This window comes from Segatella copri (genome assembly GCF_949820605.1).
In the GTDB taxonomy this organism is placed as follows: domain Bacteria; phylum Bacteroidota; class Bacteroidia; order Bacteroidales; family Bacteroidaceae; genus Prevotella.
In genome coordinates this window covers 62,655-82,286 of sequence record NZ_CATKVU010000001.1, presented here as the reverse complement: position 1 = coordinate 82,286, position 19,632 = coordinate 62,655, and the positions used below count along the sequence as shown (strand labels likewise).

At 38.9% G+C, this 19,632-nt stretch carries 16 protein-coding genes and 1 pseudogene; 1 reads left to right on the top strand and 16 read right to left on the bottom strand.

The window, feature by feature from the left end:
• Positions 1–333: 333 nt before the first annotated feature.
• From RCO84_RS00395 to RCO84_RS00375, 5 genes are all read right to left on the bottom strand, one after another.
• On the bottom strand, positions 334–1,272 hold the full coding sequence (locus RCO84_RS00395; protein WP_144155063.1) for a hypothetical protein: 939 nt from the start codon (positions 1,270–1,272) through the stop codon (positions 334–336).
• Positions 1,269–3,599, bottom strand: a complete 2,331-nt coding sequence (locus RCO84_RS00390; RefSeq protein ID WP_144155065.1) for a hypothetical protein — start codon at positions 3,597–3,599, stop codon at positions 1,269–1,271. The genes RCO84_RS00395 and RCO84_RS00390 overlap by 4 nt, the downstream gene beginning before the upstream one ends.
• Positions 3,596–4,963, bottom strand: coding sequence for an LA2681 family HEPN domain-containing protein (locus RCO84_RS00385; RefSeq protein WP_144155067.1), 1,368 nt, complete (start codon positions 4,961–4,963; stop codon positions 3,596–3,598). Before RCO84_RS00385 ends, RCO84_RS00390 begins: the two co-directional genes overlap by 4 nt.
• 535 nt (positions 4,964–5,498) lie before the next feature.
• Positions 5,499–6,269 (bottom strand): hypothetical protein, encoded by a 771-nt coding sequence (locus RCO84_RS00380; protein ID WP_144155069.1) that lies wholly within the window; start codon positions 6,267–6,269, stop codon positions 5,499–5,501.
• Between the two features lie 94 nt (positions 6,270–6,363).
• Positions 6,364–8,718 carry an HD domain-containing protein gene (locus tag RCO84_RS00375; RefSeq protein ID WP_317583408.1) on the bottom strand — a complete coding sequence of 785 codons (2,355 nt, stop codon included), beginning with the start codon at positions 8,716–8,718 and terminating at the stop codon, positions 6,364–6,366.
• Positions 8,719–8,933: 215 nt separating this feature from the next.
• Between RCO84_RS00375 and RCO84_RS00370 the strand changes: the two genes are divergently transcribed.
• On the top strand, positions 8,934–10,157 hold the full coding sequence (locus RCO84_RS00370; protein ID WP_264902789.1) for a transposase: 1,224 nt from the start codon (positions 8,934–8,936) through the stop codon (positions 10,155–10,157).
• A 15-nt stretch (positions 10,158–10,172) separates the two neighbouring features.
• On the opposite strand, the gene RCO84_RS00365 is transcribed toward RCO84_RS00370, so the two are convergent.
• From RCO84_RS00365 to RCO84_RS00315, 11 genes and pseudogenes are all read right to left on the bottom strand, one after another.
• Positions 10,173–11,264 carry a hypothetical protein gene (locus RCO84_RS00365; RefSeq protein ID WP_317583407.1) on the bottom strand — a complete coding sequence of 364 codons (1,092 nt, stop codon included), beginning with the start codon at positions 11,262–11,264 and terminating at the stop codon, positions 10,173–10,175.
• Positions 11,257–11,973: a hypothetical protein gene (locus RCO84_RS00360; protein ID WP_287801685.1), complete on the bottom strand. Its 717-nt coding sequence runs from the start codon at positions 11,971–11,973 to the stop codon at positions 11,257–11,259. The genes RCO84_RS00365 and RCO84_RS00360 overlap by 8 nt, the downstream gene beginning before the upstream one ends.
• Complete coding sequence (locus RCO84_RS00355; RefSeq protein ID WP_144155075.1) at positions 11,954–12,997, bottom strand: CHC2 zinc finger domain-containing protein; 1,044 nt, start codon at positions 12,995–12,997, stop codon at positions 11,954–11,956. The genes RCO84_RS00360 and RCO84_RS00355 overlap by 20 nt, the downstream gene beginning before the upstream one ends.
• A gap of 436 nt (positions 12,998–13,433) precedes the next feature.
• Positions 13,434–13,754, bottom strand: coding sequence for a sugar transferase (locus RCO84_RS00350; protein ID WP_317583404.1), 321 nt, complete (start codon positions 13,752–13,754; stop codon positions 13,434–13,436).
• Positions 13,755–13,789: 35 nt separating this feature from the next.
• Positions 13,790–14,143: a hypothetical protein gene (locus RCO84_RS00345; protein WP_287801689.1), complete on the bottom strand. Its 354-nt coding sequence runs from the start codon at positions 14,141–14,143 to the stop codon at positions 13,790–13,792.
• Positions 14,133–14,744, bottom strand: coding sequence for a hypothetical protein (locus RCO84_RS00340; protein WP_317583402.1), 612 nt, complete (start codon positions 14,742–14,744; stop codon positions 14,133–14,135). The genes RCO84_RS00345 and RCO84_RS00340 overlap by 11 nt, the downstream gene beginning before the upstream one ends.
• Positions 14,745–15,047: 303 nt before the next feature.
• Positions 15,048–15,587 (bottom strand): annotated as a pseudogene (locus tag RCO84_RS00335) (SIS domain-containing protein); the annotation flags it as partial.
• A 358-nt stretch (positions 15,588–15,945) separates the two neighbouring features.
• Complete coding sequence (locus RCO84_RS00330) at positions 15,946–16,566, bottom strand: N-acetyltransferase (protein WP_254880790.1); 621 nt, start codon at positions 16,564–16,566, stop codon at positions 15,946–15,948.
• A 36-nt stretch (positions 16,567–16,602) separates the two neighbouring features.
• A complete protein-coding gene (locus tag RCO84_RS00325) occupies positions 16,603–16,779 on the bottom strand; it encodes a hypothetical protein (protein WP_317574013.1) in 177 nt (58 codons plus the stop codon).
• Positions 16,780–17,146: 367 nt separating this feature from the next.
• Complete coding sequence (locus RCO84_RS00320) at positions 17,147–18,343, bottom strand: sugar MFS transporter (protein ID WP_317583400.1); 1,197 nt, start codon at positions 18,341–18,343, stop codon at positions 17,147–17,149.
• On the bottom strand, positions 18,306–19,535 hold the full coding sequence (locus tag RCO84_RS00315) for an adenylyltransferase/cytidyltransferase family protein (RefSeq protein WP_317583399.1): 1,230 nt from the start codon (positions 19,533–19,535) through the stop codon (positions 18,306–18,308). The genes RCO84_RS00320 and RCO84_RS00315 overlap by 38 nt, the downstream gene beginning before the upstream one ends.
• Positions 19,536–19,632: the final 97 nt, after the last annotated feature.

Here is a 19,632-nt window from a genome sequence, read left to right as displayed (position 1 = left end):
AGCCCTTTGGGAATATAGTTGATTCTCGGTCACTCCATCTTGGCGCGATAACGTTGCTTCTCCATAGACCGTTTTCTCTTCTCGTCCCATTTAATGCGCAACAGCTTCTCTTCCCTTATCTGAGTTCAATATCTCTGAATTCAGGTGTATTCATCACCTCTGCCTTCAGATGCATCTTGATGACTTTTGTCAGATACCGTCGCCATGCCTCCTTGTTCTCTTCGGTAACAAATGGCGGTCATTGCTCTCCGTAGAAGGTATGCCATGTGAATGGCTCAAAGTCGAGGTGCCAGAGGAATGATTTGTGTTGGGTGTTGTTTGGCTCCATAATTTTTATCTGTTCAAAATATCAATGGTAAATTTAGCAAAACAACGATGGCTATTCTGCATATATCTTTGATTGAAAATATCCTCTTTCACTTCCTTTTCTGCCCGGTGTAGGCATTTAGCAATCTGTGCAATCTGACTCCTTGAATAGTTCTTTTTAAGTTTCTCCAATCGCAACGCTTCAATTTTGTGATAATCATATCGCTCTTGCAAGTGAAAAAAATCAACATATCTGTCATAAGGGTATTTTGCAACAAAATAAATGAAATCCTTGCGCGGACTTATTAAGTGACCTAACTTAACTTTAATCCTTTTGTGTAAATCAAAAGCAAAGGACGAAGGACTAAGAAATTTCAGTTCATTAAGATTCACATATGGTAAGTCTTCACGTTTTATTCGCTCGTTGCAAACAGGACATGAAGGAACGAAATTGAATAATGACAACGCTACAGGAGGACATTTTCCTTTTGGCAAAAAGTGGTCTATATCAAATTGTCTTTTGGCTACACCTTTACCAGTTTCTGTATATACATTGATATAAGCCATATCACAATAATGGCATGTATAAATCTTTAGTCCATCAGCATGCTTCTTAAAAAATGCGGAAATTTTGGAATCGTATTTATTCGTATACTTGAAAATCTCATGTAAGTCATGTAAACTTTTAGATGTAATTCTCTTTTTGGAACAAACTCGAAGAAATGCCTCATAGAATAATGCCAAGTCTTCGAAATCCATAGTCAATAAGTCAGCAACAGAATTATTCAATGCTCTGACACATCTGTATTTGCGTTTCCAATTCTCCCATTTTGATTCGAGTCCAAGTCTTTTTCTTCCTCGTTTCGTAACTTTATCTGCTAAATCAGTAGCGAAAAGGCCTATATAGTCATTGACTAAATCTGCAAATTCTTTACTCCCTTTGGATGGATATTCAATTGGTTTCATTCTTCGTTGTCATAAAAATCCACTAACTCATCATACATTTCCCTAAGTTCCCTCTGAAGATACTCTTCACCAATGATACTGGTAACATAATTAAATTTGGATTTCTGCTTCTCGAAAGCTTTATTCAGTTCCATATCATCAATATGCAATTCTTGCTTGTTTTCGTTATCTCTTAGCGATTCTTGATACCTTCTGTGCTTGAAATAAAACTCAACAACTTCATTGATACATGATTGAGCTATTTCACCCATTGTCCCTTGCAAAAAGAAAGATTCACTTAGCATGTCAACAATATTAGCTCCAAATGTTTGCCCACGTTGTTTTTCACATTCTCCTTTTTGCAGACATAGGATGTTGCTTCGCGGTATATCACTCAGCACAAATGGTGAATGAGTAACTAAAGTTATATTGATGTCATAAATATTTTTAAGATGTACTGAGTTGATTGAACTCAGCAGAAGTTCCACAAATTTACGTTGTAAATCCGGATGATAATACAGTTCAACTTCATCCATAAGCATACATACGTGATGATACTTAAGAAATGACAAATGTTCTTTTTCTATGGAATCATCTTGTACTGTTGAGTCTATGTTGACCAGATGATACAACACATTCCCTAACGTATAGGCAATTTGCCTTTCTCCAGAACTTAATCCGGTAAATGGTATCAGCCCAACAGACTTGGATTTACTCTCAAACGCCTTCTTGTCATCACGTTTTACAATCATCAATGTAACTTCTGCAATAGGTGGAGGTAATAGGTCTTCCTTTTGAAATTTGAAATCAGTAGTTGGTTTATCACATTTCTTTTCACTTTCGTAAAAGAACCTACCTTCATTTGTTTTTATGAATCCATCTACGTCATTGGCAAGAACGACTCCCGTACGAATAGCATAATACTCTTCTGTATCTAGAAATACCAAGAAAGCTAATTGTTGACGAAGTTTCTTCGTCCTATGAGTCTGGTCATGGAGTAAATCGTGTATATAACGTTTTATCTTCTTTTCATCATATCTGTCACCAATTAACCACTCCCAATCTCTTTCGTATGGTTTATATGTTTGAATAATCTTCAATGTCTTGTATGCCACATATTCCCATGCCTGTCGTTTTAAATTAGGCAAGGTCTCAATATCTTCTTTAAGAATGAGGCGCATCTGTTTTGCCCAAAACTTACAAATCGGATTTACCATAGAAACAAATCTTTGTTTCAGGTATTCTTTCTCGTCTTTATTCTTATTTGCAGAGAGAAGTTTGCCTAAATAAAGTTCTTCGAATCCCTCATATTCATTTTCTTCCTTATATTTAAACGTGAAACCTACAACCTCATATGTATTATTGATGATTCGCAAAGGGAATTCGCGAATACTCTTTCCTTCTTCATCCGTTTTTGGGACTTCGTAAAACGCAAGATTTACAAGATTATTCTTCCCAAGCATGTTTTCCTTGCTTGCATTGATATAGCCCTCTTCACGCATGGGATGAACTACAACAGGAGTTTGATAGCCATCATTCTTGTGAAACACCCCTTTGAGCCAAAAATAATCCTCGTTCTTCAAATGTTCGATATCGCCATATAACCTTTCTAGTTTTGCAACAGACGTTCTCTCACTTTCATAATCTCTATAATTAAAAGCATAGAGAGAATAATTGCTTACAATGGTGTAAAACCATCCACTTAGATAAGCATGTTTGCCATTTTGGTATTTCAATGGTTCATCAACATCTCCCTCTGATTGTTCTTCAAGTATTTTGATAGTGTCACAATGGTTATTCTCGTCAACAGTTGATATACAGACATTTCTACCTTTTACGGTAAGAACTTTTACCTCATGGTCCAAATAGACGGCAACCGAAGCATACACATGGTCAATGTAATGAAGATGCTGGGCGCTCGAATAATTGAATGTTTCACCCAAAATAGCAGCCGAAAGATTGTTGAGAGTCCTCAATATCATGTCTATAATGGTACTTTTGCCAGTACCATTTTGACCTACAATGGCACTTATACTCACTTTCACTCCATGGTCTGGTGAGTATAGCAGAAATTCGGAATCAAAAGCATCCTCTCGAATTGCTACATTAAAACCATTCTCAACATCGCCTGATATAGAAAAGCCTTCATTGATATACAGCCAATCTTCACGACCATACAGGGACTTTTGCATCATTTTTGCATGGTAAATAGCATTCTCTTCATTGGGAGAATACAATTTCAGCCCAACCAATTTTAATCCACGAGAAGCCATTCCTTCATTACAATCCTCCTTAGAATTTGGTTTCATCCAAGGGCGTTCTATATTTATCATGTCAATATCTTTCATGAGCCATGTTTGTCATATTCAGCGTGCATAACAAAATTGCACAAATATATGATGGCGCATCTAACAAGTTGCGCCAACCTAATAGTATTGAGTTCCAATTCTTGTTTCGAAATGGTTAATTGGTATTCAGTATGGGACATTGGCTCGTCCTTAATAATTATCGACTTATGCTCCATATAATTGCGTAGCATTTTCAAGTCCTTTGTTTGTTCATCAACAACATACCAATCCGTTTTCATTCCATAAACATCCAACTTGATGTTATACAAGCCTAATAAAGGCATATTCTGTGAATGTGCCAAGATTTCTTGTCGAATATCTCCATTCTTACAATTCCATATTTTGGCAAAATCTACCTCATAGGATTTTAATTTAATATCAAGATAATTGGATAAGAACATGGCTATCTTGTCGAATATGAAATAAAAGTTCTTATATGCCATTTTCAGCATCTCCATATTCACACTGTTCTTATCCTCATTTATGATAGAATATAGAATCTTCCTGGTGCTGATGAAACTACCTTTGATTTCTTCAAAGGTGCTTTCATAAAGAGCTTTTTTCTCTGGGGTGTCAACTATGACAGGAAGTTTCACATTATCACATAGTGACAGCATAGAATCAGGTTCAACATCATTAAAACGATTGATTCTTAAATAATGATGACATATCCATTTCTCGTATTCACCATCTTGGATATTGTTATAATCAACTAAAGGTGCATCCAATGAAGGAGAGGGCCATGAACAAATCTGTCTGAAATAAGGTGAAAGACTATCATAAAACTGTTGGTACTTTCTTATTATCTGCTGAGCTTTTCTTACAATAAATGGTTCTTCGTCAGTCCAAAAGCTATGCATGTTAGCATAGGCAAAACCTTGATTTCTCTCTACTTCCTGCGTATTGCAAGTATCCAACAAAGCCATTCTGTAGTATTGTTGAGCTTCGCAGAATCTTCCAAGATGATCATATGCATTAGCTAAACACAAATAAGCACGGCATGATGTTCTGAAAGCATTAGGATACAATGCTGCCCATTTTTCTTTTTTCACACGAGTAATCAAATATTGTACATTATGGTAGTAGCTTACTTCCTTATAGACATATTCGTTATTATAGTATGCCTTTCTGAAATCCAATTCCCGGCTTTTCAGAATTCCATAAGCATCTCCAAGAACACAATACCCTATCAACTGATTAAACAGACTTTCTTTTGCCCAGTCTGTTTGTTCAATCTTCGATAATTCAGCCATGAATGTTTCTCTGTCAACGGCTTTATTATTAAACAAATCAACCAATAGAGCAAACTTATTTATCTGTTCTGTTCTTTCTGTTATTTCTGATTGTTCAATAGAATATTTCATAATGAACTCTTGTAAAAAACATAATAAAGGAGACGGCGAACCGCCTCCCCGGTGTCAAACATGAGTTTGAATCACCTGTTTGATGTACTACACAATCGACATGACATCTTGACCAGCGTTGAACACGTCAACAAGGTCAATTGGAATACCAAAGTACAACTTGATTGCAATTCTTGACAAATTCAAAATTGCGATTATACACTTGGCAGACTCCTCAAAACTCTGCCCTTTCACTTTGTCGATGAGTCGGGCAATCTTATGCCCGACCTAATTTAATTTTAATTTTTTCATTTTTTAAAGAAATTAAAATTTAACAATATAATTAGTCCACCCGATTTGTGGATTCCTTACGACTATCCTCCCATCCACCCAGCTCTTGCATTCTCGTAAGGTAATATTTGTACAAATCCCCATCCCCCAAAAACAAACTCATCATTGGGGAGAGGAGCTTTTCCCAAAATCATCACTATTTCAGTCCCTCTCGATACCAGTCGAAGAGTATCTTGGCATTGCCGCATATCCTCCAATCACCCAGTTACCCTTGTTCTTCTGTTCCAGGGCTTCTTTCCTCCACTAGATGATAATACGCCACAATTACTTCCCTTATCTGCGTATTAGCACACCTTCTTGCCTCTTTAGCAAGTAAATTCATGATGCAATATGTGAAAGTAGCCATGATACAAACACCGAGAATAAATACTATAATATTCTCTGCCCAGCTGTATATCACTTTATCACTCCAGTTGCTTTGCCACTGATTGAAAACCTCAAACCAACTTCTCCACATGGTAAAATGCTTGATTAGTAAACTCACAAACAACAACAAGACGGGCAGCATCAATCCCTCATATATCGCTCTCAACACCCAAAAACGAGAAATATACACAAACCGATTTCGACAATCCTCATCTTGATAGTTGTCCAATCTCATCCACATATACGAAAAAGCAACTTTCTTATTTTCCTCTATCAGTTTTGTAATCAACTCATCTTTGAATGTAAAATGTGTCGCAGCCTCAGAAAACATAAATTCAAAATCGGCATCTTTATCCCTTTCCCAAAAATGCTTCATCAGCCAATAGCGAATTTGCTTACCCGCTATCCAACTTATCATCCCCAACACATATGCGATAACAATACATACTATCACAGATAATGTTACTTGCTCCTTATGAAACACAAAATCTTTAAAGCTAGAAAAAGTATATATCAAAACACCCAACATAGTCGTACCAGAAATCAAGTACGACATATCAAAGATGTTTAACGCACCTGTAACTGTGTCAAATTGCTTTTGAACATTCATATCAATTCGTTTTTCATTATCTTTGCCATGCCGATGAAAGTAAAGTTTCTCCCGTCGCTCATAAGCTTCTTTGTTATAGATAGTTTATCAATTTCTATTCTACTTTAAGAAAAGCAGATACATCATCAAACAAGTCTGCATCTAGCTTCATGTCATTCTTACATATAATCTCAAGCTTGATTTTTGTCTGTATTAAAGGATTATTGACGGAATAAAGATATTCATTCAAAGCCCTCAACTCCTGAACTAACCATTCATGCTTTTTCATCATCCAACGACATATCAGGGTACATTTGTCATTCTCACACTGAATGTCATTAACATTTTCAGGCCCATCCATTATATTTATCTCTATCCTTCCATCATTCAAACAACAGTTACATCCTTCGCATTTTTCTGTATTATTGATGGTTGTTAAATACTTTACATTTAAATACAACCTGACAATGAGAATCTCCGTTATGGGTTTATCATATAAAGGCATGTAGATATTCTGCTCTATAAAATTACCTTTTTCATCCAAACAAGGAGTTTCATAATCTGCATCAAACTCGAGCTTATCGGTAATTAGATGTGAAATCCAATGGAATCTTGAAATACCAGCCATGAAACTTATGTTCTGGCGCAACAAATGATAATTGACTCGATCGTTGGCAACATCAAAAAGATCAGCCAAACGAATCAGTATCATTAAATATTTCAGACTTACCGTATCTCTTTGGGCCCTAGACTTCAATCCATACACATCCTTATAATCCCAACAATGACTCTCAGAAACCTTAGCAACAAAAGAAACAAGTGTAGGTTCCAAATAACTCAACAAAGAATGGGCCTTAGATAGGATAAAGTCAGCACTTTCCGTGTGATGCCTTACTCTGGTTCTATCACTAAAAAAATCATATACAGCTTCAAATACCTCTACCAGATGATTGCCTGCTTCCTTAAAATGAACATTTCTTTTTCTCTTTTTCTCTATCTCATCATTATGCACAGGATTATCCTCGCCCAACTTGAAGAACTCGTCAACAGCATTTTGCATTTTTAGGATTTGCTCTGATACAAAGTCAAATGTATTGCTATTGGCAGAACCTAAAATATATAAGTCAGGATGAATAACCATACTAATATCATGCAAGTAACATGATAAAAACAAGATATAGTAATCAATTGGCTTTAACACGAAATAATCTATGGTTCTTACAATGTGTACCGCATTATTGACTAACGTCACAGCATGCTCTTCATTGTGCAAGGTATAAGAGTTCAAGAATTTTGAACCATTATACCACAAGCCCTTGGTGATTCGATGAGTCTGAATCAAGCTATCTATCCAATCAGGATTCTTAACGAAGGAGATGAATGTACCCAACACCCCTAAAAGCGACATATCAACATTCATCTGATTAGAAATATCTTCATTGTTGATATTTTTCACGAATGCAACGAAATCGTCGAAATCAAAATGTGGGTTTCTCAACCTCAACAAGATGCGCAACTCTGTATAACATAATTTCTTTGAGTTGGATTTTACAAACGAATAATCGTCAGAACATCTGACACCTATCGATTCGGAATAATAAGCATTCAATATTTTACGTCGGAAATCAGGAGAGTTCTTATCTACGAATATTGTATATTTCTCTATTCCCAAAACAGAATAATCTTTTAAATCCTCCTGATTATGCAGATTCTCCAAGTTACTTATATTATCCAGGAACTCTTTAAATTTCTCAAATTGAGTAGCCTGCTTCAAATCCCTATTTCCTCTATAGTTTCCATTCATCCCCCGTTTCAGCGAAGCATATTTATCTAAATAAAGTTCCTTCATCGCAAGAGAATTCTCTACATCCTTACGATAATATAGATTCTTTGTTTCGCCTTTTTGAGTAAATAAAGATTCAAAATTTCTAACTACTTCTCCTATTTTATCCGCATTTGATGAAGAAAGTTTTTCTATAAGCAACCGATATTTCGACTGAAAGATTTCCTCTTCGGTTGCTTCAAGAAAATCCTTTAACGCATTTAGACTTTCTCTATCATTTTCTTTTTTATATTTATTTTCTTCATCTAGTATCTTTTGAACAAAATCCTCCATCATTTTTTCTCCAGAATTTGATTCTGTTTTCAATCTGAAGAGATTTACACGATAAAGGAAGTATTTTTTGTATCGTTTCAACCATTTGAGTCTTGAAATATCCTTCTCTTTCATCTGACCCTTACCAGCATTCGAATCATCCTCTTTCTTTTTAAGTCTTTGAATTTCTGCATCAACCACCATTTGGATTGCACAAAGTTTTTTGAATGAAATAGAATCATCTATATCATCTAAACTCCAAAACATGCCGCCGGTTTTAGATATTTCCCTAGGTATATTCTCAATACCTTCTAGATGATTATCAGCATCATCTATATAACTACATGAGCTTTTTCCATCCTCATGAAAATGCACCTTATATATTAAGTTTTCCTGGAATTTCTTACAGTTTGCTGGCAGGAAATTATAAACATCACAGTCTTCACTATCAATACTGCGTTAAATTAATATTTAATCGTCTGTAAATCAACAACTTATATTAAGAAATATTTATGAAAACTTAACTATAAAAAGTTGGTCAAGTCGCTGATTTTCAGTAACTTTGCAAATCACGACAAACGCAAAATTATATGAATACAGGACTTGACCAATATATGGATATCTTTAAAGATGCAGTTGAAGATTCGGCTGCAAAGTTAACAAAAAGTTTCGAGAAAATACTCATCGAGGTGATAATTTTGTTCATGGTAATACCAAGAAAGATAAATTTCACCCAAATGGGGAGGTATGGCTCGCATGTTGAGCAAACCTATCGCAACGCATTCGGCTTAAAAAAGTCGAAAAGCATTGACTGGCTCAAACTTAATGTCTCACTTGCCAAGCGCTTCTTTGGTAAACAGGGAAGATGGGCTATTGCCATTGATCCCAGCTACATCAGCAAAGCTGGCAAGAAGACTCCACATATCGGTCGTTTTTGGTCGGGATGTGCACAGTCTGTTAAACATGGTCTCGAAATCATGGGTATTGGACTCATTGATATTGTTGCCAAAGACTGCATGATGTTAAGAGCCCACCAGTCGCTAAGTAATAAAGAACTGAGTCTTAGAAACAAGACTATGGTAGATTTCTATATCGGCGTCATTAAGCGTTACCGCAATGAACTTCTCAAACTCTCAACCCTCATAGTTGCAGATGCTTACTTCTCTACAAGTACATTTGTTAATGGGATAAAGAAAGAAGGGTTCTCTTTGATAAGCCGCTTTCGTGACAATGCTTGTCTCTTTTATGTCTATGCTGGTCCACGTACTGGAAAACGTGGTCGCCCAAAGACCAAGGATGGCAAGATTGATATGAAGAATCTTGACCTCACTCGAATGGAGAAGATGGAAATGAAAGATATAGAAGGAACAGCTTATACTTTGATTGCCTATTCCAAGGCACTCAAGTGTAAAGTTAGACTTGTCATCTGGCAGATGCCGAATGGCAAGAAGAAACTATTCTTCTCTACAGACACCTCACTTTCGGGTGAAGAGGTACTTCTTTATTATAGAACCAGGTTCCAGATCGAATTTTGCTTTCGTGACGCCAAAGGCTATACTGGTCTTATGGACTGCCAGGCTCGCGATAAATGGAAACTCGATTTTGCTTTCAATGCTTCGTTCACATCACTAAATGTTGCCAAGGTAACTATGAAGGAGATGGGAATGGAATATTCTATGTCTTCATTCAAGTCACTGATGACCAACATTTATCTGGTGAAACGAATTTTTAAAGCAAGTGGGTACACCCCGAACCGAACTTTAATTAGCAAGATTTTCAAAGATCTCTCGTGCTTACAGCGTATAGCTGCTTAGCACATTATTGAATTATTAACGAACTATTGCACTATCCTTATCATTAAAAAATTTATCTAATGAGCCATTGAGCCGTTTTATCCTTTCATTAAATTCACTCTTGTCCAGTTCTGACTTTATATAAATTACAGAGTCATCCACATAAAAATAAGCATCTCCTTCGAATATTTCTTTCCTCATCATTTCCTTTCTAACAGCCAGCATGCAGAGATTACCAAAGAAATATGACTGAGGCAAACCTTGTGGAATGCCACAATTCATATAGAAGTCACTTATATTCTCTGTCTTATTCATATAATATTCATCTGCCCATGATTCGAGGTAAGTCTTATCAATATCAAAATAAAGTAACTTCGCAATCGCTACTTTTAAAGTTTCAATATCACCCTTACAATTATTTTCACTACCAAAAGTAGCGGAAAGCTTATTTACAATCAGATTATATAGATACTTAGGGGAAACCGTTGGAAAGAAGTTTTGTATGTCAAGACATACCTCTGTCAAATAGCGATGGCTATTCTGATAGGTACGACAATGCTGCACAACATCATCAGAAAAAGACTTATATTGATTCTTCCAGTTTTTAAACAAGTATTTTACATCAGTGCTAGGCAGATTGCCATAGAAATTATGTGGAATCAGCTTAGACAGTTCAGAAAGGTTACGTATCCCATTTGAATCATCATACATCAATTTTGCCAAAATGCAAACCATGCAGATCATATCTATCAAACGGGCAGAGTGCATCGGTCGATAAACCAATTTATTCCCTTCAACCTTCTTCATCTTGAAATATACAGAAATGTCGAAAAGAACTTTCTTCTCAGTATCCAAAATTTCATTAAGTCGCTTCTCGCAAGCCTGTATCACTTCCAGAATTAGCTTTGAATTATATTTGTCACCCAAAGCATAGAATAGTTCAAGGTCATTTTTTGCTATGATATTATCACTTGTTCCTATTACAGGATTCACACAATCTAGAAGACCTTTCTCAAAGACATAAGATTCCAAACAGTAAATAGCATTATAAATATTTTCATAACTTACAATACTGTCTTTCAAGCTATTCTTCTTACGGTTATCGATTTTTGAAACAACACTATTCATGAAAATACCCCTTCCATATTTTTTTTAGTTTGTCTATAAAGACAAGTATAGGCCGTTGTTGAACATCATCCTGTTCTTCATCCACAAACTTACAATACATAGAAAACAACATCAGTTTGTCTTTTCTCACCGCAATCGTAAAACCATCCTTTACATGAAGAAGATGATCAAACTTACTCCATTCCAAAGTCATTTTGGGGCGAGCATATTCATTAAAAGATAAGACGAACAGATCATTAAATATAAATTCTGCCTTTTTATACTCAGCGTCTAGCTCTTGTAATTGGTTGACAGCTTTTACAATGTTAGTAAAAAAGAAAAACAAATCAACCAGCTTCTCCTGATAGCCAATAGTTTGTTTTCTTAAATAGCTCCAAGTATTACCAAATTGAGAATTGCATGATACAAAGTATGCAAATCCAAAAAGCGGCTCATCTTGAGTTACTATCAATTTTACGATTTGTTTCACATCCCGTTTTTTGTCAACATTATCTACAAGAAGATTCAAAAAAAAGTTCAGAACCTTTAATTGATGCTTTTTATTACGAATAGAAATATCCTTTCCAAAAGAATCACTATGCGCATTTTCTTTCGTTGTCTCCTCGTCTATTCCATCTTCCTCTTCTTCAAGCTGTTTTTGAATATCAAGCTTAAACAAAAAAGCAGAATAAGCTGGAATCTTGTTTTTATTATTCTTTTCCTGTGGCATAATTATTCTTATAATATTCACTATAGTCACTTACCTCTAGCGGCAGTTTTTCACATCTCAAAAAAACACAGAGATTAATAAAGAAACGCTGAAGCTGTTCATAAGCCTTTCGCCCGGCATCATCATTGTCTGGATACATGTGCAGGCGGAACTTGTCCAACATCATCAAATCCAGTTTTGGTAAAATAGTAGAACTCGGAATCGCCAAAGCCTTTTTACCCGCAGACAACAATGCCAGGCAATCTGTAATACCTTCGCTGATATACAAATCATCCCCTCTTTCCAGCGTATTTAGAACCGGTAAATTATAAAGTCTAGTTTTCTGAGACGAAATAAACTGGAAACGAGGCACTTTCTTGTCTGCAGCCCCTAAATATCGTGTTTGCAGTCCCACTAAATTACAATCCACGTCATAATATGGAATTATCAAACACGGAGTAAATATACTAAGATATAGTGTTTGGGATATAAATCCACTTTTTATTAACGTTTCTTGCGGAAACGAATCTTTCAATTTCTTTAGAAGTTCCCAAGGCTCATCTAGAGACACGATGTTTAAAGACTTAATGACTGTAGGATTTAATTTTCTTTCATCAAACAAGAATTTCTTTCCTGTAGCAGTCAGATTACAATGATTAAGAATATACTGTGCAACCTCGGTAACAAATATTTTTTCTTTCTCTACAGGTTTCTTTATTATTCGTTTTGGTATAACCAGAGTTTTTGATCTTCTAGGCACATTTTCCAGATAAATCCCAAACTGACTGCATAACCATTCGCATGCTTTGACAAAACTCAAATTTAATTCGGTCTCAACAAATTTGATAGCATTGCCACTATTGTGGCAAGCAAAGCAATACCAACGATTACGGTTCTCCCCAAAGAACCCCATACTAGGATGATGATCATCATGTGCAATACACAATGCTCTATGATACTTCACTACAATACCTAATTTTTCAGCAACCTCTTCACAGGAAAGTTCATTTAGCTTTTCAATTACACTTTTAGGAATATAAACCATAATTCAAAAAAAGATAATAAAGTTTGTATAAGCATCCATCCCCTATAGCAATACAACTTTCTCCCCAATGTTTACTGTGGATAAAGAGTATTAAAAAATGGACTTTTTCGATTTTTAAACAAATCTAACCAGAAGAGACTCCGTCAACAAGACATAATCCCTCCTTTCAGTTACAATCATGTCAAATGCCATATATATAACATTTATTCACCCAAATATCAATATCTCCGGGAACCCGCACAACATGGCGAAGACCTTTGATGCCCCGCCAACCTTATAGCGTAGCGGTTCCGAGCACCGAGAAGGTGCGGTTACATCCCTTGCCCTTTTGGAAAGAGTGAGGGCTTGGGAGTAGGTTAAGGGCCCTCCCGCAGGGGGTACTGTCCCCTACAAGGGGAACTGAAAGGGTCGTAAAGACTATTGAAGACAGGTGGGACTATTCTTTTACAATCACTTCAAATGTCTTGAAGATAAGCTTGAAGTCATACCAGAAGCTGGCATTCTTTACATACTCCAGATAGAGTTTAATCTTCTCCTGCATGATTACATGGATGTAATAATCCTCAGAATCAGCTGCCTTCTCCATTAACTCATTCTCATTTCTGAACTTGATGCTGGCAGGGGCAGTGATTCCCGGCCTTACATCCAGCACATGCATTTGCTCAGGAGTCCAATAATTTACATAGTGACTTTGGTTCTCGAAATGTAAATATTCATAACTTTCAATGTACTTCCTGCAAAATCGCCTTTGGCTCATGCGCATAACAGGTGAGTATGAAATATGCAGGTTAGTTAATTCACCGAATACATATAATATTGCGCCATCTGGTAATCGAAGATGGTTACATTACCGGCATTTACCGTAACAGAGAAATAGGTGGCGGTATGATAGTCAAAGCCATTGATGGTATTGCCAGACATCATCATGTTTACATAAGAGGCAGTAGAGTAATCAAAGAGGTTAGGGAGATAACCAGAAAGATAATTACTCCTCTGATAATCATATACTGACAAAAAATTGCCAGTATGCGAAACACTCATCGGATGATAACCACCATTGGCAAAATCAAACACACTTGAAGCCACTCTGTTTGTCACCATTACATAAGAAGCTACGGCAACAGCTCTTCTAACATCAGCTATCATCTCTTTCTCCTCCCATATCATTAGAATGTACGTCATCCGTTTGAGGCGCAAGAGGAGGAACTGGTGATGGTGGTCTCACCCCATGCCCCTTTTGTTGCGCCATCATAATTTGACACTGAGTGGTTATAGTCTCAGTAGTCTGTTTTGCCTCATCCAATAACTTATGAATGCCTTTTGCCTCAGTTTCAGCCTTATTGAGCATTTCATCGGTCTTGAAAATAGAATATAACGAGAACACCAAGAAAATGATCATTAGGCAGCTCGCAGCAAACATAAGTACATTAAAATCCGCCTGTAGCTTATTGTATTCCAAATGCAAAAGAGCCTCTTGACGCTCTTGATGCTTATCAAGCAAAGCTTGAAGCTGGTCGATATTCTCAGAACTCTTACTCTTCACATTCTTACTGCTGTTTAAGACCTGCTCAAACATCAAAGCATCCTTCTTTTGCAGAGCTACAATATCATCTTGTGCTTGCTTATAGCAAGAAGCAAGATAAGCAAATGCTGCACAGGATACAAGTATTACAACAATGACACAAGCTACAAATCTATGCCTACCGCTAATCGTGAAGACTGATTTTGTTTGACTATTCTTTTCCATACAATTCCCTTATTATATTCTTTAGCACTTTGAAAAATTCTCATTACCTTTGCGCCCATTCACTGGGCTTACAAGACTATCCCCCACCTTTTCCCAGGCGGTCCCATCCCGCACAACCATGGCGAGGGCTTTGATGCCCCGCCAACCTTAGAGCGTAGCGGTTCCGAGCACCGGAGGGCGGTTACATCCTCTCGTTCCTGAGGAAAGAGAGGCTTGGTGAGAAAGGTGGAGCCTTCTTTAATGGTAAAGAAGGACGGGATGATTTTAGAAAAAAATTAGATGATTTTAGAAATCAAAATCATATTATTCCACTGTCACACTCTTCGCCAGATTTCTCGGCATATCCACATCCAGTCCCTTATCCACAGCCACATAGTAAGCAAGCAGCTGCAGCGGAACTACGCTCAGCAGCGGAACTAGCGCGTTCAGGGTTCTTGGAACCTCCAATACATTATCCGCTATTTCCTTCACCTGCTGGTCACCCTCGGTCACCACGGCAAGGATGCGGCCGTTTCTCGACTTCACCTCCTGCATGTTCGAGATAATCTTTTCATACAACTGCTGATGCGTAGCAAGGAAAACGATTGGCATGTCCTGGTCTACCAGAGCGATAGGGCCATGCTTCATTTCGGCAGCAGGATAGCCCTCGGCATGGATATAACTGATTTCCTTCAGCTTCAAGGCACCCTCCATCGCCCCAGGATAGTTCACACCACGCCCCAGATACAGGAAGTTGTGCGCATAAGTAAACATTCGGGAGATATCCTTGATTATCGGAGCCTGCTCCAATACCTTCTCCATTTTCTGCGGAATCTCAGAAAGTTCCTCTATCATCTGATAATAGTCAGCAAAGAGGCGACCACTCATACAATCCTTCAGACAGTTAGGCTGGTCATAAATCTCCTTCAGCATAAAGTGATCAAAACCACCCTTGCTCAGTTTGCTGATGTCCAGATCCACGGCCTTGATATCGTAATGACATGCCGTATGCTCCACGATAGGAGTCGCATCACTGGCGATACATTAAGAACGCAACCACGTCATCGATAGCCTTCACCATCTCCTCGTCATGCCTTCCCTCCTTATCCATCAGGAAGATATCAATATCCCCACAAGGCCGGTGATTCGGTTTAGGATAGTGCAGAGAACAACCATATTAAAAGCAAGAAGAAGTTCATCAGAATATATTAACCAAACAATTTTACTTAATTACATTAGGATATTCCAATATCTGAGTATGCAACAAATCCAAGAACATGAGCCTGGTATAAACCGGAGAAGTTTCCGGGAAATGCTGTTCTGCTCTTTCTAATTCTTCTGTGGCATATAGATACTTAAACTTGTTGCGCTCATAAAAGCTAAGAACTTTTGGCTGATTATACGCATCAACAACCAAGAATCTACATCCTGTTTTGTTATCCTCCTGTACAAACCACGTCTTGATAAAGTTCATCACTTGTTGACCAACTAAGAAATTTCGTCCTTGATATTTCTTATTAACCCCTAGTCTTCCCAATAATACGGCAGGATAAGTACGAAGATGTTTTTGGCCTGGTATAGTTCGTTGAACCTTGTTAGCAGAAGGTTTCGGAATAAAAGTTGTCTTTACACTATCATTTGATACAGTAAAGAATGCAACGATTTCAGAGAACTCACCTTCATTGTTGACAAAGCAATAAGTCTTACCAAGTCGCTCTTGAGCATACAGCAAGGCATTGTGATGAAAGAAGTCTTCCAAGTCTTTATCTCCTTCTGTTTCACCACAACAAAAAGGCAAAGATGCAAGTTCTGCAGTCAAAGGCATAAAGTCGCATCTTTCCATAATATCAAATTGATAATTATTCACCAGCCAATTTAATTAAAGAGGAAGTTTAATCTTAACATTTTTTGAGCGTTCCATCATACGACGGATTGCATCTTGTGCTCCTTCAGGAATCACAGTTGTGGCAGTATTTCTACTACTCTCTACAATCTCTATAAAGCGCTCTGCAACATCACCTGTCAATACAGGAATTGTTTTAATAGCTATTGCCATAATCTTATCTCCTATTATTTAGTTTATATAACTTGCCGCCAAAGTTACGCTTTTTCCTCGAAACCACCAAGAGAATCACAAGAAATCTGCAAGTTATCAGCAAATAACCACGAAATCAATCGTAAACTATTAACTGTAAACTATAAAACAGCTGTTCCCTACCTCTGCAAGCTATAGTAAGGCGGTCCCATCCCGCACAATATGGCGAGGGCTTTGATGCCCCGCCAACCTTAGAGCGTAGCGGTTCCGAGCACCGAGTAGGGCGGTTTCCCTCTTCTTCCCTGAGGGGAGAAGACCGAGATGAGAGGTGGAGCCCTCTTTAAGGGTAAAGAGGGACGGGGTGATTTTCGAAAAATCCTCCTTTTATTTAAAGAGGAACGTGGCGTTTCGAAAGTGCATACCCTCCAATCACCCCATAACAAACCAGCGGTATAAGAAATGCAATCGCCATACTGCCCGTAGTATCCGCAATATACCCCATGATTACAGGAGCAACCGCACCACCCACTATCGTCATGATAAGCAATGAAGAGGCAAGTTTGGTCTTTGTACCCGCATCCCTCAATGCCAGCGAGAAGATAGTCGGAAACATGATGCTCTCTCCTAGGTACAGGGCGAAGAACGCAATGAGAGATAAGGTGCCGCTACATACCACCACAATCAATGTGGCAACAAAGGTGAGGATGGCACAGACCAGCAGCACCAGCCTTGGCTGGATATAATTCATGATGACGCCACCAGCCAGTCGGCCGATAAAGAACAACCCCATTCCGCCAAAGGCGAGATACAGACTGGCAGTCTGCTTCTCTATATGAATGCTCTCCTCTGCATAGTTGATGAAGAAACTGTTTACACCCGTCTGGGCAGCCACATAAAGAAACAAGGTCAGCATACCGAAACCGAATGCCATCACTCGCATCGGCTTCTCCTCCACCTTCTCGTTCGTATCCGCCTCATGCGCTCTCCTTGGGTCCGGCAACTTGATTCTTGACAGGACCAGTGCCACAGAAAGCACGAAGATACCCACCAGGGCATAAGGAATGGCAATGTTGACACCCGAGAACAGAAGCTGTCCGCCAACCAGCGGTCCTACAATCCATCCGATACCATTGAGCGACTGCGACAGGTTGATTCTGCTCTCTGCCTTGTCAGGATGTCCCAGTACCGTAGTATAAGGATTCGCACTCGTTTCCAGACAGGTCAGTCCGCATCCTATCACAAACAGCGACAGAACGAAGAAGTAGAAACTGTTGATCCTGCTTCCCGGTATGAACATCAGGGCACCGATACCGAAGAGAACCAGTCCTGTTATCACTCCCCTCCTGTAGCCCCACTTCCGGATAATCCATCCGGCAGGCAGCGCCATCAGAAAGTAGGCACCATAGACAGCAGTCTGCGTCAGGGCCGACATCGCCTTGCTGATATGGAACGACTCCTGGAAATGCGGATTCAGCACCTCCAGGATGCCATGGGCAAAGCCCCACATGAAGAAAAGGCTGCTGATAATGAGGAAGGGCACCAGATAGTTATGCCCTTCGTATCTGAAGATGGATGGCTTCGTCATGATTCTCTGCAAATTTAAGACTGTCCTTTACTACCAGTGCCAGATAACCACCGCCACCGGCTCCCGGCATCTTCCATGCCAGAACCTCCTCCATGTGGCTGTAGCGGTCAATCATCGGCTGTACACTTGCCTCCGGTTCTATCACACCATTGATAGACGGATTCACCATACCCGGGAACATTGCAATCTGGGCCTCGAAAGATGCCCTGTATGCTGCAGCAAAGGCATCGAGGTCGTGCGCCAGAATCGCCTTCCAGCAGGCATCAGCTGCATCAGCCAGCGCCTTCACCTTCTCAGGCGTGATATCCTTACCTTCCACCACACTGCATCCCGGTCTTCTCGGTTCCATCGGAATCATCACCAGATGGTCTTCCAGGAAACGGAGGGTCATCTCATCCTGCGTACTCTCTATCTTCTCCGGCCAGAAGTTGTTGTCATAATAATGACGCACCAGACCGGGAACACAGATACCGATAGAATCCTGGGCACCCGAGATGATACCATCATGACGCTCCGGATTGTTCTCGAAGCAGAATACCAGTCGTGCAAGCATCTCCGGATCCATCTTCGGCAACTTCACCGGCCATATCTTCTGAATCATCTTACGGGTAGAGGTAGACAGACCACAGCGGTCGCGCACTTCAAAGGTCGGTTCCAGCGAGATGGTAATCGCCCATCCCGGATGATACATACTTACATAAGGCTGGTCAATCCAAGTACCAGCCAGATCCAGACGGGTAGGAATCCCCACTTCCTGTGCCGAATTATCAGATACGTTCGATAACGCCTTCTTCAAGTCAGAAGAAGACCGCGCCTTCAAACCAGCATGAGGAGTGCGCTGGAGTTCGACATATTCGATGCCCCTTTCCTTACAAATTCTACGTTTCTCATCAGACCCACCTTCAGCGTTCACCACAAACACGTCCGGTTTCACCTTATCAAGAGTTGGCAGAAAGTCGATGACTCCTCTTCCCTCATTGATATATGCCTCCTTCACCGCCTTGATATTCTTGACCATGAATAGCCTTTCCTCCTGCGGAAACATAGGCTTGCGATGCTTATACTCCAGATAAGTAGCATCCGATCCGATACCCACATACAGGTCACCATACCGTGATGCCTGCTGGAAAAACTCAACATGACCGGAATGTAGCAGGTCATAGCAACCGCTCACAAAAACTTTTTTCTTCATTATGATTATCATTGATAATCGAAGTACAGATAGTCATCCTCATCTAGCAGATTACCTATCTGCATCTCGACAAAAATAAACAGAGTTATTTCAATTA

What these genes read in the sequence shown, in the direction of transcription:
- RCO84_RS00395 (WP_144155063.1), bottom strand. Translation starts at nt 1,272, where the DNA reads ATGAAACCAATTGAATATCCATCCAAAGGGAGTAAAGAATTTGCAGAT.
- RCO84_RS00370 (WP_264902789.1), top strand. Translation starts at nt 8,934, where the DNA reads ATGAATACAGGACTTGACCAATATATGGATATCTTTAAAGATGCAGTT.
- RCO84_RS00320 (WP_317583400.1), bottom strand. Translation starts at nt 18,343, where the DNA reads ATGACGAAGCCATCCATCTTCAGATACGAAGGGCATAACTATCTGGTG.
- RCO84_RS00385 (WP_144155067.1), bottom strand. Translation starts at nt 4,963, where the DNA reads ATGAAATATTCTATTGAACAATCAGAAATAACAGAAAGAACAGAACAG.
- RCO84_RS00330 (WP_254880790.1), bottom strand. Translation starts at nt 16,566, where the DNA reads ATGGAAAGATGCGACTTTATGCCTTTGACTGCAGAACTTGCATCTTTG.
- RCO84_RS00390 (WP_144155065.1), bottom strand. Translation starts at nt 3,599, where the DNA reads ATGAAAGATATTGACATGATAAATATAGAACGCCCTTGGATGAAACCA.
- RCO84_RS00360 (WP_287801685.1), bottom strand. Translation starts at nt 11,973, where the DNA reads ATGCCACAGGAAAAGAATAATAAAAACAAGATTCCAGCTTATTCTGCT.
- RCO84_RS00340 (WP_317583402.1), bottom strand. Translation starts at nt 14,744, where the DNA reads ATGGAAAAGAATAGTCAAACAAAATCAGTCTTCACGATTAGCGGTAGG.
- RCO84_RS00380 (WP_144155069.1), bottom strand. Translation starts at nt 6,269, where the DNA reads ATGAATGTTCAAAAGCAATTTGACACAGTTACAGGTGCGTTAAACATC.
- RCO84_RS00365 (WP_317583407.1), bottom strand. Translation starts at nt 11,264, where the DNA reads ATGAATAGTGTTGTTTCAAAAATCGATAACCGTAAGAAGAATAGCTTG.
- RCO84_RS00355 (WP_144155075.1), bottom strand. Translation starts at nt 12,997, where the DNA reads ATGGTTTATATTCCTAAAAGTGTAATTGAAAAGCTAAATGAACTTTCC.
- RCO84_RS00315 (WP_317583399.1), bottom strand. Translation starts at nt 19,535, where the DNA reads ATGAAGAAAAAAGTTTTTGTGAGCGGTTGCTATGACCTGCTACATTCC.
- RCO84_RS00350 (WP_317583404.1), bottom strand. Translation starts at nt 13,754, where the DNA reads ATGAGCCAAAGGCGATTTTGCAGGAAGTACATTGAAAGTTATGAATAT.
- RCO84_RS00345 (WP_287801689.1), bottom strand. Translation starts at nt 14,143, where the DNA reads ATGATAGCTGATGTTAGAAGAGCTGTTGCCGTAGCTTCTTATGTAATG.
- RCO84_RS00325 (WP_317574013.1), bottom strand. Translation starts at nt 16,779, where the DNA reads ATGGCAATAGCTATTAAAACAATTCCTGTATTGACAGGTGATGTTGCA.